The organism is Pseudomonas sp. LBUM1668 (assembly GCF_059695715.1).
Genome location: NZ_CP166787.1, coordinates 2,463,297 through 2,478,949, shown reverse-complemented (window position 1 = coordinate 2,478,949; position 15,653 = coordinate 2,463,297). Strand labels below are relative to the sequence as shown.

Sequence of the window (15,653 nt, the reverse complement as noted above, 5' to 3'; positions counted from 1 at the left end):
ACAAAAACCAATGCCCGTCAGAGGCAGCAAACCGTGAGGCAAAAAACCGTGATCGAGACCCTGAACCATCTCCCCCACCCGCACGAAAGCGCGGCCGCCCTCGCCGGTCATTTCACCGATCTGGCGCCGCCGCTCAATGCTCGGCAAGCCCATCTGGAAGCATCGCGTTGCCTGTATTGCTACGACGCGCCGTGCGTCAATGCGTGCCCGAGCGAGATCGATATTCCCTCGTTCATCCGCAACATCCATCAGGACAACGTGCCCGGTGCCGCGCAGAAAATCCTTTCGGCGAACATCCTCGGCGGCAGTTGTGCACGGGTCTGTCCGACCGAAATCCTCTGCCAGCAAGCCTGCGTGCGCAACAACGCTCAGGAATGCGCGCCAGTGTTGATCGGCTTGTTGCAACGCTACGCCGTGGACAACGCGCACTTCACCGAACATCCGTTCCAGCGCGCCACGGCCACCGGCAAGCGCATCGCGGTGGTTGGCGCCGGGCCGGCGGGTTTGTCCTGCGCCCATCGCAGCGCCATGCACGGTCACGATGTGGTGATTTTCGAAGCGCGGGAAAAGGCCGGCGGGCTCAATGAATACGGGATCGCCAAGTACAAACTGGTCGACGATTACGCGCAGAAGGAACTGGATTTCCTCCTGCAAATCGGCGGCATCGAAATCCGCCATGGGCAAAAACTCGGTGAGAATCTGACCCTCAGCGAATTGCATCAACAGTTCGACGCGGTGTTCCTTGGCCTCGGCCTCAACGCCAGCAAACAACTTGGCCTGGCCCACGAAGATGCCCCCGGCCTGCTCGCGGCCACCGATTACATCCGCGAACTGCGTCAGGCCGATGACCTGACGCAACTGCCGCTGGCCGAGCGCTGCATCGTCCTTGGCGCCGGCAATACCGCGATCGACATGGCGGTGCAAATGGCGCGTCTCGGTGCCCGCGATGTGAATCTGGTCTATCGCCGTGGCGCGGCGGACATGGGCGCTACCGGTCATGAACAAGATATCGCCAAAGCCAATCAGGTGCGCCTGCTGACTTGGGCGCAACCGGAAGAGGTGCTGCTCGATGATCAGGGCCGCGTGCGCGGCATGCGTTTCGCCCGCACGGATCTGGTCGATGGTCGTCTGCAAACCACCGGGGAAACCTTCGACCTGGCGGCCGATGCGATCTTCAAGGCCATCGGTCAGTCCTTCGACGGCAGCGCCCTCGCCGACCCGATGGCCCGTGAACTCAAGCGTCAGGGCGAACGGATTGAGGTCGATGAAAACCTGCGCACCAGCATTCCCGGCGTGTATGCCGGTGGCGACTGTACCAGCCTCGATCAGGATCTGACGGTGCAAGCGGTGCAACACGGCAAGCTCGCCGCCGAGGCGATCAATGCTCAACTGATGCTTAACGTGGAGGCTGCGTAAATGGCCGATCTCTCGATAGTCTTCGCCGGCATCAAAGCCCCTAACCCATTCTGGCTGGCCTCCGCGCCGCCGACCGACAAAGCCTACAACGTGGTCCGCGCCTTCGAGGCGGGTTGGGGCGGCGTGGTCTGGAAAACCTTGGGTGAGGACCCGGCGGCGGTCAACGTGTCGTCGCGCTACTCGGCGCACTACGGCAACAACCGCGAGGTGCTGGGCATCAACAACATCGAGTTGATCACCGACCGCTCGCTGGAGATCAACCTGCGCGAAATCACTCAGGTGAAAAAGGACTGGCCGGACCGCGCGCTGATCGTCTCGCTGATGGTGCCGTGCGAAGAGGAATCGTGGAAACACATCCTGCCACTGGTGGAAGCCACCGGGGCCGACGGCATCGAACTCAACTTCGGCTGCCCCCACGGCATGCCCGAGCGCGGCATGGGTGCGGCGGTCGGCCAGGTGCCCGAGTACGTCGAACAAGTGACGCGCTGGTGCAAGACTTATTGCTCGTTGCCGGTGATCGTCAAACTGACGCCAAACATCACCGACATCCGCGTCGCCGCCCGCGCGGCGCATCGCGGTGGCGCGGATGCGGTGTCGCTGATCAACACCATCAACTCGATCACCAGCGTCGATCTGGAACACATGGTCGCCCTGCCCACCGTCGGCAGCAAAAGCACCCACGGCGGTTACTGCGGCTCGGCGGTGAAACCGATTGCGCTGAACATGGTGGCGGAAATTGCCCGCGATCCACTGACCCAGGGTTTGCCGATCTGCGGCATCGGCGGCATCGGCAGTTGGCGTGATGCCGCGGAGTTCATGGCGCTGGGCAGCGGCGCGGTGCAGGTGTGCACGGCGGCGATGCTGCATGGCTTTCGGATTGTCGAGGAGATGAAGGATGGGCTGTCGCGATGGATGGACAGTCAGGGTTACGCCAGCATTGCCGAGTTTTCCGGGCGTGCGGTGGGCAACACCACGGACTGGAAGTACCTGGACATCAACTATCAGGTGATTGCGAAGATCGACCAGGAGGCGTGCATTGGTTGCGGGCGTTGCCACATTGCTTGCGAGGACACTTCACATCAGGCGATCAGCAGTGTTCGCGAGGCCGATGGCACGCATAAATATGAAGTGATCGATGATGAGTGCGTGGGCTGCAATCTTTGCCAGATAACCTGCCCGGTAGCGGACTGCATCGAGATGGTGCCGATGGAGACGGGGAAGCCGTTTCTGGACTGGAATCATGATCCGAGGAATCCGTATCACGTTGCGGTCTGATTCAAAATCAAAAGATCGCAGCCTTCGGCAGCTCCTACACAATCTCTGTAGGCGCTGCCGAAGGCTGCGATCTTTTGCGCTAGGGCTCCAACCCGATCCCACGCAAAATCACACTCGTCACCGTCTGCACCGCGCGCTCGAACTGCATGTCCGACAGCGGCTGGTGATCGTTCAGGATATTCACCTGATGATCAAAGTCGGCGTAATGCTGGGTCGACGCCCAGATCATGTACAGCAGGCTCGACGGCTCTACCGGCAAGATCCGCTTGTCTTCAACCCACTGACGGATCTTCGCTTCCTTCATCTTCGCCCAGTCATACAGGCTGACATCCAGCGCCTCGCCCAACGTCGGCGCGCCATGAATAATCTCATTGGCCCAGACTTTCGAGCCATACGGCCGGCTGCGCGAGTGGTTCATCTTGGCGCGGATATAGCTGCTGAGCACCACCCGCGGGTCATCGAACATCTCGAAGCACAACGCGTCCTGCTTCCACACTTCCAGCAGATCAAACAGCACCGCGCTGTACAGCTCACTCTTGGTGCTGAAGTAGTAATGCAGATTGGAACGCGGCAGTTGCACCTCAGCGGCGATGTCGGCCATGGCGGTGCTGCCGAAGCCTTTTTCGGCGAAGACTTTCTCCGCGGCGAGGAGGATTTTTTCGACGTTACTGCGGCGAATCTCGATCTTGTGATTGCCCATGTGGGCTCCCTGGCAACAACGTTTTCGAAGAGTGTTGGTCAATGCGGCTGGGTATCCCCCGCCGCCGTATCAATACTTACCACCACCGACATCCCCGGCCGCAATCGTTCTTCTTCCTGCTGATCGGGATCGATGGTGATGCGCACCGGCACCCGCTGGGCGATTTTGACGAAGTTGCCCGTCGCATTGTCCGCCTGCAACAAGGCAAACTCAGAGCCGGTGCCCGGGGAAATATGCTGCACATGCCCGGTAAATTTGCGGTGGTTCAACCCGTCGACGGTGAAGTGCACCGGTTGCCCGACCCGGACGTTGTTCATCTGGGTTTCCTTCATGTTGGCGATCACCCATTTCTGGTTCGGCACCAATGCCATCAACTGCGCCCCGGAGTTGACGTACGCGCCGAGACGCACGCCGATCTGCCCGAGCTGGCCGTCGCGCGGGGCGACGATGCGCGTGTTCGACAGATCGATCCGCGCCAGTTGCACGGCGGCGTCGGCGCTGGCCACCGCGGCCTCCAGCGAACCTCGATTGACGATTACTGTTTGCAGATCCTGACGGGCGATTTCCAGATTGGCTTTAGCCTGCGCGACGGCCGCGATACTTTGTGCGTCGGCCGCCAGTGCTACGTCCATCTCACGTTTTGACACCGAGCCGTCTCTCACCAGTTCCTTGTTACGACGCAGATCGGCCGCACTTTTGCGTAACTGCGCCTCGCTGTCGGCGACCACTGCCTGACGCAACTTGATCGTCGCTTCGGCGCTGTTGCGTTGCTGCACCACGTTGGCCAGCGCGGCTTTCTGCACCGCCAGTTGCGCCAGCGATTGATCGAGGCGTTGCTGATAGATGCGGTCATCCAGACGCACGAGCAAATCGCCGGCCTTCACATACTGGAAATCCTGCACCGGCACTTCATAAACGTAGCCGGCGAGCTGTGGGCCGATGATCGTCACCTGCCCACGCACCAAGGCGTTTTCGGTGGTTTCGACGGCGCTGCTGAAGGGTGGCAATTGCCAGGCATACAGCACGATCAACACGCCGACGATGGCAATCGCGGCAAAGCCTAACGAAGAGATAATCCGCACCCGCAGCGAACGCGGTTCGGTGTTCGGCGATGACGGCGGCGCCACACCCTCGGGCGTGGCAGCAATGGCATTGGTGGTGGTAGTGGTCGGTTCGGTCATGAAGAAATGGCACCGCTGTCAGGTACGGAAGGCTTATCGGGAGGAGCGGCGACGGCTTTGGTAGTGCTCATCAGCCACAGCGCACGAATGGTTAACCAGATCATGGTCAGCACCGCGATCACCGCGATGAGCATGAACACATCGTTATAGGCCAGCACATTGGCTTCCCTCGTCGCGGCATTGGCCAGGCTGCGAATCCCGGCCAGATTGCGCAGGTTCGGGTCGGCCAGCAACGAGCCGTAGGCCGAGCCGCCGCTCTGCACCCGCGCGGCCACTAACGGATCAGACAGCGTCAGGTGCTCGACGATCTGGCTGGAATGAAATTTCTCGCGAACGATCTGAAACGTCCCGAGCAACGCCGCACCAATCAAGCCGCCGAGGTTATTGCAGATCCCGAACAACACGGAAAAGCTCACCAGATTGCGCGGATTGGTCAGCACGTTGCGCGTGCCTAGAACCATGGTCGGGCCGAGGAAAAACGTACTGCCGAACGCCAGCAAAAACTGGCTGAAATACAGGTTTTCGGGGCGGGTCAGATTGTTGGAAAAACTGTCCATCACGGAGCCCGTCGCCATCAATGCGAGCGAGATGATCAACGGCATCAACAAATGTTTTGGGTCGATGGTCAGCGCACTGGTCAACAATCCCGCGACGCTGCCGATCATCATCACCACGTAGAGGCTGTACAACTGCTGACTGCTCATGTTGAGGTATTGCATGAAGCCGACGGCACCGGTGGATTGCTCGGAGGTGACCATGCGAATCAGGATCACCGCCAGCGCCAGACGAATCATCACCCCGCTGCCGAGCCAACGCGTCATCAACATCGGGTTGCTGCGGTTGTGCTCGATGGCCAGGCCCGTGAGGATCAACGCGATCGAACCGGCCAGCGCGACGCCGAGCCAGTCGGCCTCCAGCCACCAGTCGATCCGCCCCAGCGACAGCACCGCGCAGAGCAACGCCACACCGCTGGCCAGAATCGCGAAGGTGAGAAAGTCGAGTTTTTCAAAGGTCTTGAAACGGTCTCCGGGCGGCAGCTTGAGCAGCAAGACACAACCCAGCGACAGCAGTGCCATGCCCAGTTCGAACAGGTACAGCCCGCGCCATTCGGCAATCTGCAACAAATCTTCGGAAAACAATCGCGCCAGCGGCAAAGCCAACTGCGAGCTGCCGAGGCCGAGCACCAGCGCTTTCATCCGCCATTTCGCCGGAAATGCCTGAACCATGTAATACAGACCCAGGGAGCTCAACGCCGCGCCGACCATGCCGTGCGCCGCACGCACCGCCACTGCCGAGTTCAAATCGTTGACGAATAAATGGCCGAAGGTCACCAGCGCATACAGCACCAAAAACACCTCGGTGAACGCACGCAAACCGAACTGCTGACGAAACTTGACCAGCAGCAGGTTCATCGACACGTTGGTCATCACATACGCCGCCGGCAGCCAGGCCATTTCCGCCGTGGTCGCACCGAGCGCGCCCTGCAGGTAAATCAGATTGGCGACCACCAGCGAATTGCCCAAACCGCCGGTCAACGCCACCAGCAAACCCACCAGCGCATAGGCCAGTCGCTTGGGATTGGAGTGCAGTGGCGTCGAGGGGGAACCGGGCAAACTGGGCTTCTCGTGAGGCTGCCAGTTGCGCGGGGCGTATTGATCCATTGAAAGGCCTTGTGCGGGAGGTGGATGAAGTTTGCCGCAAAAGTTGCCGCAACACACATTTCCATGGACAACAGAAAGCCCTGTAGGAGCTGTCGAGTGAAACGAGGCTGCGATCTTTTGATTTGGATTTCATAGACAAGATCAAAAGATCGCAGCGTGCCGCAGCTCCTACAGGGGCATCTGACGTGAAGTCATCGTATAACTTCCTGTTGACTTTCCAGTGAAACCTAGGAAATATCCGCACCCATGTTGTACGACGACGTATAACAAATAATAAAAACAACAACTGATACAGGGAGCGACCCAGTGAGCACACTCGTCTGCAATTCCGTCCGCCCTTTCCGATTTTCCGTCACCCGCCCTCGCCTCACCTTAAGTCTGATCGGCTGTAGCAGCCTCGCCTTTGCTTTACCCATGAGCGCCGCCGCCGAAGGGTTTCTCGAAGACAGCAAAGCCACGCTGAACCTGCGCAATGCCTACTTCAACCGCAACTTCACCAACCCGAACAATGCGCAGGGCAAGGCTGAAGAGTGGACGCAGAGCTTCATTCTCGATGCCAAGTCCGGCTTCACCCAAGGCACCGTGGGTTTCGGCATAGACATGCTCGGGCTGTACTCGCAAAAGCTCGATGGCGGTAAAGGCACTGGCGGTACACAGCTGCTGCCGATCCACGATGACGGGCGTCCGGCAGACAACTTCGGTCGCCTCGGTGTGGCATTGAAAGCCAAAGTGTCGAAGACCGAACTGAAGGTTGGCGAGTGGATGCCGGTGCTGCCGATCCTGCGTTCCGACGATGGCCGCTCCCTGCCGCAAACCTTCCGCGGTGGCCAGATCACGTCCACCGAGATCAACGGCTTGAGCCTGTACGGCGGCCAGTTCCGCGGCAACAGCCCGCGCAACGACGCGAGCATGGAAGACATGTCGATGAACGGCCGCGGCGCGTTCACGTCCGACCGTTTCAACTTCGGCGGTGGTGAATACGCCTTCAACGACAAGCGCACCCTGGTCGGCGTGTGGTACGCCGAACTCACCGACATCTACCAGCAGCAATACTTCAATCTCAGCCATAGCCAGCCAATCGGCGACTGGACGCTGGGCGCCAACCTCGGTTTCTTCACCGGCAAGGAAGACGGCAGCGCGCAGGCCGGCGATCTCGATAACAAAACCGCGTTCGCCCTGCTTTCGGCCAAATACGGCGGCAACACCTTCTACGTCGGCCTGCAGAAACTCGGCGGCGACGATGCGTGGATGCGCGTCAACGGCACCAGCGGCGGCACCCTGGCCAACGACAGTTACAACGCCAGTTATGACAATGCCAAGGAGCGCTCCTGGCAGGTTCGCCATGACTACAATTTCGTCGCTCTCGGCGTTCCCGGTCTGACCATGATGAACCGCTACATCAGCGGCGATAACGTTCACACCGCTACCACCAGCGACGGCAAGGAATGGGGCCGCGAGTCGGAACTGGCCTACACCGTACAGAGCGGGCCGCTGAAAAATCTCAATGTGAAATGGCGCAACGCGACGATTCGCCGAGACTTCAGCACCAACGAGTTTGATGAGAACCGGCTCTTTATCAGCTATCCGATTTCGTTGTTGTAACTCACTGGGTCACCGCCAACCCCGTAGGAGTGAGCCTGCTCGCGATGGCGTCATGTCAGTCAATGCAAATGTTGCCTACACCGCCCCCATCGCTGGCAAGCCAGCTCCCACAGTGTTGGTGGTGAATACAGGAATCGTACATGCCTTTGATACCTGTGGGAGCTGGCTTGCCAGCGATGAGGGCGGCAGATTCAACATCAATGTTGATAGACACTGCGCTATCGCGAGCAGGCTCCCTCCTACAGGGATCGCATTGTCAGACGAGAACCGGGTAATCAGCCCTTCCGTCATTTACACCAAAAGTCGCGTTGACAAGATCCGGAAACCCTACCGATACTTCAGCGCAGTCATACGACAACCTACAACAACCCTAAAAACAATACGTGTAAGGGCTTGCCATGACGTCTACCTCCACCACCCGCGTTCCATTCAATCGCCTGCTGCTGACCGGTGCCGCCGGCGGCTTGGGCAAAGTCTTGCGCGAACGTCTGCGGCCTTATGCCAATGTGCTGCGTTTGTCCGACATCGCCGCCCTCACCCCGGCCGTGGATGATCGTGAAGAAGTCGTGCTGTGCGATCTCGCCGACAAAAACGCCGTGCATCAACTGGTCGAAGGCGTTGATGCGATCCTGCATTTCGGCGGCGTGTCCGTTGAACGACCGTTCGAAGAGATTCTCGGCGCCAACATCTGCGGAGTCTTCCACATCTATGAAGCCGCACGCCTGCATGGCGTGAAACGGGTGATCTTCGCCAGTTCCAACCACGTCATCGGTTTCTACAAACAGGACGAGCAGCTCGACGCCAGCTCCGCCCGCCGTCCCGATGGTTACTACGGCTTGTCCAAGTCCTACGGCGAGGACATGGCCAGTTTTTACTTCGATCGCTACGGCATCGAGACCGTGAGCATTCGCATCGGCTCCTCGTTCCCGGAACCACAGAATCGCCGGATGATGCACACCTGGCTGAGCTTCGACGACCTCACGCAACTGCTCGAACGCTCGCTGTACACCCCCAACGTCGGCCACACCATCGTGTATGGCATGTCCGACAACAAGGACGTTTGGTGGGACAACCGCTTCGCCAGTCACCTCGGCTTCGAAGCCAAGGACAGCTCTGAAGTGTTCCGCGAAAAAGTCGAGGCGCAACCGATGCCGGCCGCCGATGACCCGGCGCGCATCTATCAGGGCGGCGCCTTCGTTGCGGCCGGCCCGTTTGGTGACTGACCTGTCCACTTGATCCCCCTCCAATAAGAACCAAGGGAATGAGTATGCAAGCCGAATTGATCGTCGACGCCCGCAACGCGGTCGGTGAAAGCCCGGTCTGGGTGCCGCAGGAGAATGCCCTCTACTGGGTGGATATTCCCAACGGCGGCCTGCAGCGCTGGAGCGCCGACACCGGGCATGTTCACGCCTGGAAAGCCCCGCAAATGCTTGCCTGCATCGCCCCTCACAGCCGAGGTGGCTGGGTCGCGGGCATGGAAACCGGTTTTTTCCGCCTGCACCCAAACGCGGACGGCAGCCTCGACAGCGAATTGCTCGCCACGGTCGAACACAGCCGCGAAGACATGCGCCTCAACGATGGTCGTTGCGACCGCCAGGGCCGTTTCTGGGCGGGCAGCATGGTGCTGAACATGGGTTTGAACGCGCCCGAAGGTCGGCTCTATCGCTACGGCGCCACCGAGTCTGGAGTGATCGACGCGCAACTCGACGGTTTCATCGTGCCCAACGGCCTCGGCTTCAGCCCCGACGGCAAAACCATGTATTTGTCCGATTCGCATCCCAACGTGCAACTGATCTGGGCGTTCGATTACGACACTGCCAGCGGCACACCGTCGAACCGCCGAGTCTTCGTCGACATGAATCAGCACTGCGGTCGCCCCGATGGCGCGGCGGTCGATGCCGACGGTTGCTACTGGATCTGCGCCAACGACGCCGGCCTCGTCCACCGTTTCACCCCCGATGGTCGCCTTGATTACTCGCTGCCGGTGCCGGTGAAAAAACCGACCATGTGCGCCTTTGGTGGCGCCCGAATGGACACCCTGTTTGTCGCTTCGATTCGTCCAGGCGATGACCACGACCCGCAGTCTCTGGCCGGCGGCGTGTTCGCCTTGACCCCCGGCGTCAAAGGCCTGCCGGAACCTCTTTTCGACGATTTGCTTTAACCCGCCTCTGCTGCACCGCTGTGCCTTGAACACAAAAATAACAAGACTGGAGACACCCCCATGGACTTCAAACGCACCTTGCTCGCCGCTGCACTTCCGCTGATGTTCACCTTTGCCGGAGCCGCTCAGGCCCTGGAAATCAAATTCGCCGACATCCACCCCGCCGGTTATCCAACGGTAGTCGCCGAAAAAAGCATGGGCGAAGCCCTGACCAAGGAAACCAATGGCGACCTGACCTTCAAGTATTTCCCGGGCGGTGTGCTCGGCTCGGAGAAAGAGGTCATCGAACAGGCGCAGGTCGGCGCGATCCAGATGACCCGCGTCAGCCTCGGCATCGTCGGCCCGGTCGTACCGGATGTGAACGTGTTCAACATGCCGTTCATCTTCCGCGATCAGGCGCATATGCGCGCAGTCATTGACGGCGAAGTCGGCGATGCGATTCTCGACAAGATCACCAATTCCGAATTCGGTCTGGTGGCCCTGGCCTGGATGGACGGCGGCACGCGCAACATCTACACCAAGAAACCGGTGCGCAAACTCGAAGACCTCAAAGGCATGAAGATCCGCGTGCAAGGCAATCCGATGTTCATCGACACCATCAACGCCATGGGCGGCAACGGCATTGCGATGGACACTGGCGAGATCTTCAGTGCCCTGCAAACCGGCGTGATCGACGGGGCGGAAAACAACCCGCCTACCCTGCTCGAACACAACCATTTCCAGAACGCCAAGTTCTACAGCCTGACCGGTCACTTGATCCTGCCCGAGCCCATCGTGATGTCGAAAATCACCTGGGAAAAACTGACTCCCGATCAACAAGTACTGGTCAAGAAAGCAGCCAAAGCCGCGCAGGCCGAGGAACGAACGTTGTGGGACGCCAAGTCCACCAGCAGTGAAGAGAAACTCAAGGCTGCCGGCGTCGAGTTCATCACCGTCGACAAAAAACCGTTCTACGAGGCCACCGCCTCGGTCCGCGAGAAGTACGGCGCGCCTTACGCCGACCTGATCAAGCGCATCGAAGCCGTTCAGTAACTCTCTGTCCTCAATGAAAGGCCCGGCAGCGCTGACCTCGTTTGGTGTCAGCGCCTGCCCGGTTACGGTGGAACCCGATGAAGAATCTGCTGCTGAGCATCAACGACCGGATTTACATGGCCTGCATCTGGGTCGCCGGTCTGTCGGTGCTGACCATTTCCCTGATCATCCCTTGGGGCGTGTTCGCCCGTTACATCCTTGGCACCGGTTCGAGCTGGCCGGAGCCCACCGCCATTCTGCTGATGATGGTGTTCACCTTCATCGGCGCTGCCGCCAGTTATCGCGCCGGTGCACACATGGCCGTGGCCATGGTTACTGATCGCCTGAACCCGAACATGCGCAGAACCATGAGCATCGTTTCCCAGGTGTTGATGGGCATTATCTGCCTGTTCATGACCATCTGGGGCGCCAAGCTGTGCATGTCGACCTGGAACCAGTTCATGAGCGCCCTGCCTACCCTGCGCGTGGGCATCACTTACATGCCGATTCCGGTTGGCGGCGCGCTGACACTGATTTTCGTCATCGAAAAACTTTTGCTGGGTGACCAGAGCAATCGCCGCGTTGTGCGGTTCGATCTGGTTGAAGAAAACGAAGGGGCTGCCTGATGGACGCATTGATTCTGCTGGGCAGTTTTATCGCACTGATCCTGATCGGCATGCCGGTCGCTTACGCCCTCGGGCTGTCGGCACTGATCGGCGCGTGGTGGATCGACATTCCGTTCCAGGCCTTGATGATTCAGGTCGCGGGCGGGGTGAACAAATTCTCGCTGCTGGCGATTCCGTTCTTTGTTCTGGCCGGGGCGATCATGGCCGAGGGCGGCATGTCGCGGCGGCTGGTGGCATTTGCCGGCGTCTTGGTCGGATTCGTCCGTGGTGGCCTGTCGCTGGTCAACATCGTGGCTTCGACGTTCTTCGGCGCCATTTCCGGTTCGTCGGTAGCCGACACCGCTTCCGTGGGCTCGGTGCTGATCCCGGAAATGGAGCGCAAAGGCTACCCGCGTGATTTCTCCACGGCGGTGACCGTCAGCGGTTCCGTGCAAGCGCTGTTGACCCCGCCGAGCCACAACTCGGTGCTCTACTCGCTGGCCGCTGGCGGTACCGTGTCCATCGCATCGCTGTTCATGGCCGGCGTGGTGCCCGGGCTGTTGATGAGCGCGTGCCTGATGGTGCTCTGCCTGATTTTCGCGCGTAAACGCGACTATCCCAAAGGCGAAGTCATCCCGATGCGCCAGGCCCTGAAAATCTGCGGCGAAGCGCTGTGGGGTCTGATGGCGATGGTGATCATCCTCGGCGGCATCCTGTCAGGGATTTTCACTGCCACCGAATCGGCTGCCATCGCAGTGCTGTGGTCGTTCTTCGTGACCATGTTCATCTACCGCGACTACAAGTGGAGTGAACTGCCCAAGCTGATGCACCGCACCGTGCGGACGATTTCGATCGTGATGATCCTGATCGGTTTTGCCGCGAGCTTCGGCTACATCATGACCCTGATGCAGATTCCGGCGAAGATCACCACGCTGTTCCTGACCCTGTCGGACAACCGCTACGTGATCCTGATGTGCATCAACGTCATGCTGCTGTTGCTCGGCACAGTGATGGACATGGCGCCGCTGATCCTGATCCTCACGCCAATCCTGATGCCGGTGATTCTCGGCATTGGCGTCGACCCGGTGCAGTTCGGCATGATCATGCTGGTCAACCTCGGGATCGGATTGATAACACCGCCGGTGGGCGCCGTGCTGTTTGTCGGCTCGGCGGTGGGCAAGGTCAGCATCGAGAGCACCGTGAAAGCGCTGCTGCCGTTCTATGCCGTGCTGTTCATGGTGTTGATACTGGTGACGTACGTACCGGCTATTTCGCTGTGGCTGCCGCATCTGGTGTTGTAAGCCGCTAAAAGATCGCAGCTCCGGCAGCTCCTACAGGAAGCGCATTCCCCTGTAGGAGCTGTCGAGTGAAACAAGGCTGCGATCTTTTGATCTTCATGCGCTCAAGCCCGCAACAACATGTACCCCGCCACCACCAGACATACACTCGCAAACCCCACCTGCAACGCCCGCGCCGGCACCCTCGCGCAAAGCTTGCGCCCGATGATCATGCCGACCACGCTGGCGACAATGAACGCCGCGCCCAGGCTGTCGATCCGCACCCCGGCATGAAACGCGCCGACCACGCCGATCGCCGAAATCAGGCTGATCACCATCAATGACGTGGCAACGATGCCGCGCATCTGCACGTCGGTCAGTTGCTTGAACGCCGGCACGATCAAGAAGCCGCCACCCACGCCCAACAATCCTGAAACCACTCCCGTCACCGCACCCAATGCCGCCAGGGTTGCCGTGCATTTGGCCGTCCAGTCGAAGCGTCCGGTCTCTTCATCGAGCATGCAATTCTTCTGGCCCCAACTGGCGTGACCATGATCACTCGGCCCTGCTTGCTCACGCTCGCGCCGCAGCATGCGCCAGGCAACCATGACCATCAGCAGGCTGAACAGAATCATCAGGATTTTCTCCGGCAACTGATGCGCGAAATAGATCCCCAGCGGCGAAAACACCGCGCCCAGTGCGGCAATCAACAGCGCCGCGCGGTAACGCACCAGACCATGACGCAAGCCATCGATAGCGCCGACCGCCGCCGCACTGCCGACGGCAAACAACGCTACCGGCGCCGCTTGCGTCATCGTCCAGCCGAGCCCGAGCACCAGCGCTGGCACCGCGAGAATCCCGCCGCCGGCCCCGGTCAACCCGAGGACCAACCCCATCACCACGCCAAACAGACTTGCCAGCAACATAGGGTTTTCTCAATCGACCTTGGACAGGCTGGTCAGCCATTCGCGCCCCTTGAGCATGCCGTTCCAGTAGAACCACGGCAGCAGCGTTGCCTTCAACCACCATGCCGACCGACGTGGCACGGTCGGGTCCAGGGCAAAGGTCGGCAGCAATTTACCGGCATAACCGAACTCGGCGAGAATCACCTTGCCCTTCTCCACCGTCAGCGGGCAGGAACCGTAGCCGTCGTACTTAAGCGGCAACGGTTGTTGCTTGCGCAGGGCCAGCAGGTTCTGTGCGACCACCACAACTTGCTTGCGCACCGCCGCTGCGGTTTTTGCATTGCTGGTGCCACAGATATCGCCCAGTGCAAACACCTCGGGATAACGTGGATGCTGCAGGCTGTGCGGATTGACTTCGCACCAGCCAGCGGCGTCGGCCAATGTGCTTTGCGCGATAAAGTCCGGCGAAACCTGCGGCGGCACGACGTGGAGCAGGTCGAAGGTCTTTGCCTCGCGGGTGACGTTGCCGTCGGCGTCCTTGACCTCAAACCACGCGGTTTTCGCCGGGCCGTCGACCTTGACCAAATTCGCGTTGAACGCCAGTTGTGCGTTGTACTTCTCGATGTATTTCATCAGCGGCGGCACGAACGTGGCCACGCCGAACAGCGCGGCGCCCGCCAGATTGAATTCGACATTGATATTGTTCAGCACGCCGCTTTTCAGCCAGTGATCGCAGGACAGGTACAGCGCTTTTTGCGGGGCACCGGCGCATTTGATCGGCATTGCCGGCTGAGTGAACAGCGCCTTGCCGCCGCGTAGTTTCTGCACCTGATCCCAGGTGTACTGCGCGTGCTGATAGCTGTAGTTGGAGGTGACGCCGTGCTGGCCGAGGCTGTCCTGCAATCCTTCGATTTTCTCCCAGGCCAGACGCAGGCCGGGGCAGACGATCAGGTTTTGATAGCTGATATTGCGTTGATCGCTGAGGGTGAGTTGGCGGTTGTCCGCGTCGATTTGGGTAACCGCCGCTTGAATCCAGGTGGCCTGGCGCGGCATGACTTTGCTCATCGGCCGAACGGTGTCTTTCACGTCATAAGCGCCACCACCAACCAGCGTCCACGCCGGTTGGTAGTAATGCTGGGAACTCGGTTCGATGACGGTGATGTTCAAGTGCGGATCGCGCCTGAGCAGGCTGGCGACGAAGGCGATACCGGCAGTGCCGCCGCCGATGACCACGATATCTGCACTGATGGATGGGCCCCAGTGTTGATCGTTCATTGCTTGTTCCTTATAGCTGCACGCAAGGATTTCTCAGCCACCACACAAAACAAACTGTAGGAGTGAGCCTGCTCGCGATAGCGGTGGGTCAGTCAATGAAGATTTCGGCTGAACTACCGCTATCGCGAGCAGGCTCACTCCTACAGGTTTTGTGTGTGGGCGGATATTTATTGGTGACCCAGGCTTTTCAGCACAGCGCCGCAGTAGAGCCCGGACAATGTCTTCATCACCTGAATCACTTCAGGACTGGCCAGGCCGTAAAAGATGTACTTGCCTTCACGACGGGTTCCGACCAATCCCTCATCGCGCAGGATGCCCAATTGCTGGGACAGCGTCGGTTGACGCACGCCGGTCATCTTTTCCAGTTCGCCGACATTGCGTTCGCCCTGCGTCAGTTGACAGAGGATCAACAGGCGATCTTCATTGGCCATGGCCTTGAGCAGCGAACAGGCCTTGGAGGCCGAGGCGCGCAATTGGGCGACTTCACATTCGGTCAGACTGGATTGCATTTGCATGATGCCTTCAACGTCACTTAAGCTGCGAACATTATGTTTTTACATAAAGTGTTGCAACTGACTTTTCCA

At 59.7% G+C, this 15,653-nt stretch carries 14 protein-coding genes; 8 read left to right on the top strand and 6 right to left on the bottom strand.

Annotated features, from left to right (window positions below; all coding sequences use genetic code 11):
• Positions 1 to 48: 48 nt before the first annotated feature.
• Positions 49 to 1,416: an NAD(P)-dependent oxidoreductase gene (locus ACA061_RS11175; protein WP_497301540.1), complete on the top strand. Its 1,368-nt coding sequence runs from the start codon at positions 49 to 51 to the stop codon at positions 1,414 to 1,416.
• Complete coding sequence (gene preA, locus ACA061_RS11170; protein ID WP_150616429.1) at positions 1,417 to 2,691, top strand: NAD-dependent dihydropyrimidine dehydrogenase subunit PreA; 1,275 nt, start codon at positions 1,417 to 1,419, stop codon at positions 2,689 to 2,691.
• Positions 2,692 to 2,770: 79 nt separating this feature from the next.
• On the opposite strand, the gene ACA061_RS11165 is transcribed toward preA, so the two are convergent.
• From ACA061_RS11165 to ACA061_RS11155, 3 genes are read right to left on the bottom strand one after another with little or no spacing between them, the layout of a single operon-like run.
• Positions 2,771 to 3,391 carry a TetR/AcrR family transcriptional regulator gene (locus tag ACA061_RS11165; protein ID WP_095190174.1) on the bottom strand — a complete coding sequence of 207 codons (621 nt, stop codon included), beginning with the start codon at positions 3,389 to 3,391 and terminating at the stop codon, positions 2,771 to 2,773.
• Between the two features lie 38 nt (positions 3,392 to 3,429).
• A complete protein-coding gene (locus ACA061_RS11160) occupies positions 3,430 to 4,572 on the bottom strand; it encodes an HlyD family secretion protein (RefSeq protein ID WP_150604600.1) in 1,143 nt (380 codons plus the stop codon).
• The gene (locus tag ACA061_RS11155) at positions 4,569 to 6,233 is read right to left on the bottom strand and encodes an MFS transporter (RefSeq protein ID WP_210701918.1); all 1,665 of its coding nucleotides are present in this window, start codon (positions 6,231 to 6,233) and stop codon (positions 4,569 to 4,571) included. Before ACA061_RS11155 ends, ACA061_RS11160 begins: the two co-directional genes overlap by 4 nt.
• 306 nt (positions 6,234 to 6,539) lie before the next feature.
• Between ACA061_RS11155 and ACA061_RS11150 the strand changes: the two genes are divergently transcribed.
• From ACA061_RS11150 to ACA061_RS11125, 6 genes are all read left to right on the top strand, one after another.
• On the top strand, positions 6,540 to 7,835 hold the full coding sequence (locus ACA061_RS11150) for an OprD family porin (RefSeq protein WP_150604598.1): 1,296 nt from the start codon (positions 6,540 to 6,542) through the stop codon (positions 7,833 to 7,835).
• 398 nt (positions 7,836 to 8,233) lie between these two features.
• Complete coding sequence (locus ACA061_RS11145; protein ID WP_210555118.1) at positions 8,234 to 9,058, top strand: NAD-dependent epimerase/dehydratase family protein; 825 nt, start codon at positions 8,234 to 8,236, stop codon at positions 9,056 to 9,058.
• 44 nt (positions 9,059 to 9,102) lie between these two features.
• Positions 9,103 to 9,996: an SMP-30/gluconolactonase/LRE family protein gene (locus tag ACA061_RS11140; RefSeq protein WP_497301920.1), complete on the top strand. Its 894-nt coding sequence runs from the start codon at positions 9,103 to 9,105 to the stop codon at positions 9,994 to 9,996.
• A gap of 60 nt (positions 9,997 to 10,056) precedes the next feature.
• Positions 10,057 to 11,028, top strand: a complete 972-nt coding sequence (locus tag ACA061_RS11135; protein WP_150616433.1) for a TRAP transporter substrate-binding protein — start codon at positions 10,057 to 10,059, stop codon at positions 11,026 to 11,028.
• Between the two features lie 77 nt (positions 11,029 to 11,105).
• Positions 11,106 to 11,633, top strand: coding sequence for a TRAP transporter small permease (locus ACA061_RS11130; protein WP_150604595.1), 528 nt, complete (start codon positions 11,106 to 11,108; stop codon positions 11,631 to 11,633).
• Positions 11,633 to 12,913 carry a TRAP transporter large permease gene (locus ACA061_RS11125; protein WP_497301534.1) on the top strand — a complete coding sequence of 427 codons (1,281 nt, stop codon included), beginning with the start codon at positions 11,633 to 11,635 and terminating at the stop codon, positions 12,911 to 12,913. Before ACA061_RS11130 ends, ACA061_RS11125 begins: the two co-directional genes overlap by 1 nt.
• A gap of 101 nt (positions 12,914 to 13,014) precedes the next feature.
• Here the strand turns inward: ACA061_RS11125 and ACA061_RS11120 are convergent, their stop codons facing one another.
• From ACA061_RS11120 to ACA061_RS11110, 3 genes are all read right to left on the bottom strand, one after another.
• Positions 13,015 to 13,815, bottom strand: coding sequence for a sulfite exporter TauE/SafE family protein (locus ACA061_RS11120; RefSeq protein WP_497301532.1), 801 nt, complete (start codon positions 13,813 to 13,815; stop codon positions 13,015 to 13,017).
• Between the two features lie 9 nt (positions 13,816 to 13,824).
• Entirely contained in the window at positions 13,825 to 15,069 is a 1,245-nt protein-coding gene (locus ACA061_RS11115; RefSeq protein WP_497301530.1) for an NAD(P)/FAD-dependent oxidoreductase, read from the bottom strand.
• Between the two features lie 167 nt (positions 15,070 to 15,236).
• On the bottom strand, positions 15,237 to 15,578 hold the full coding sequence (locus ACA061_RS11110) for an ArsR/SmtB family transcription factor (protein ID WP_150595589.1): 342 nt from the start codon (positions 15,576 to 15,578) through the stop codon (positions 15,237 to 15,239).
• Between the last annotated feature and the right edge of the window lie 75 nt (positions 15,579 to 15,653).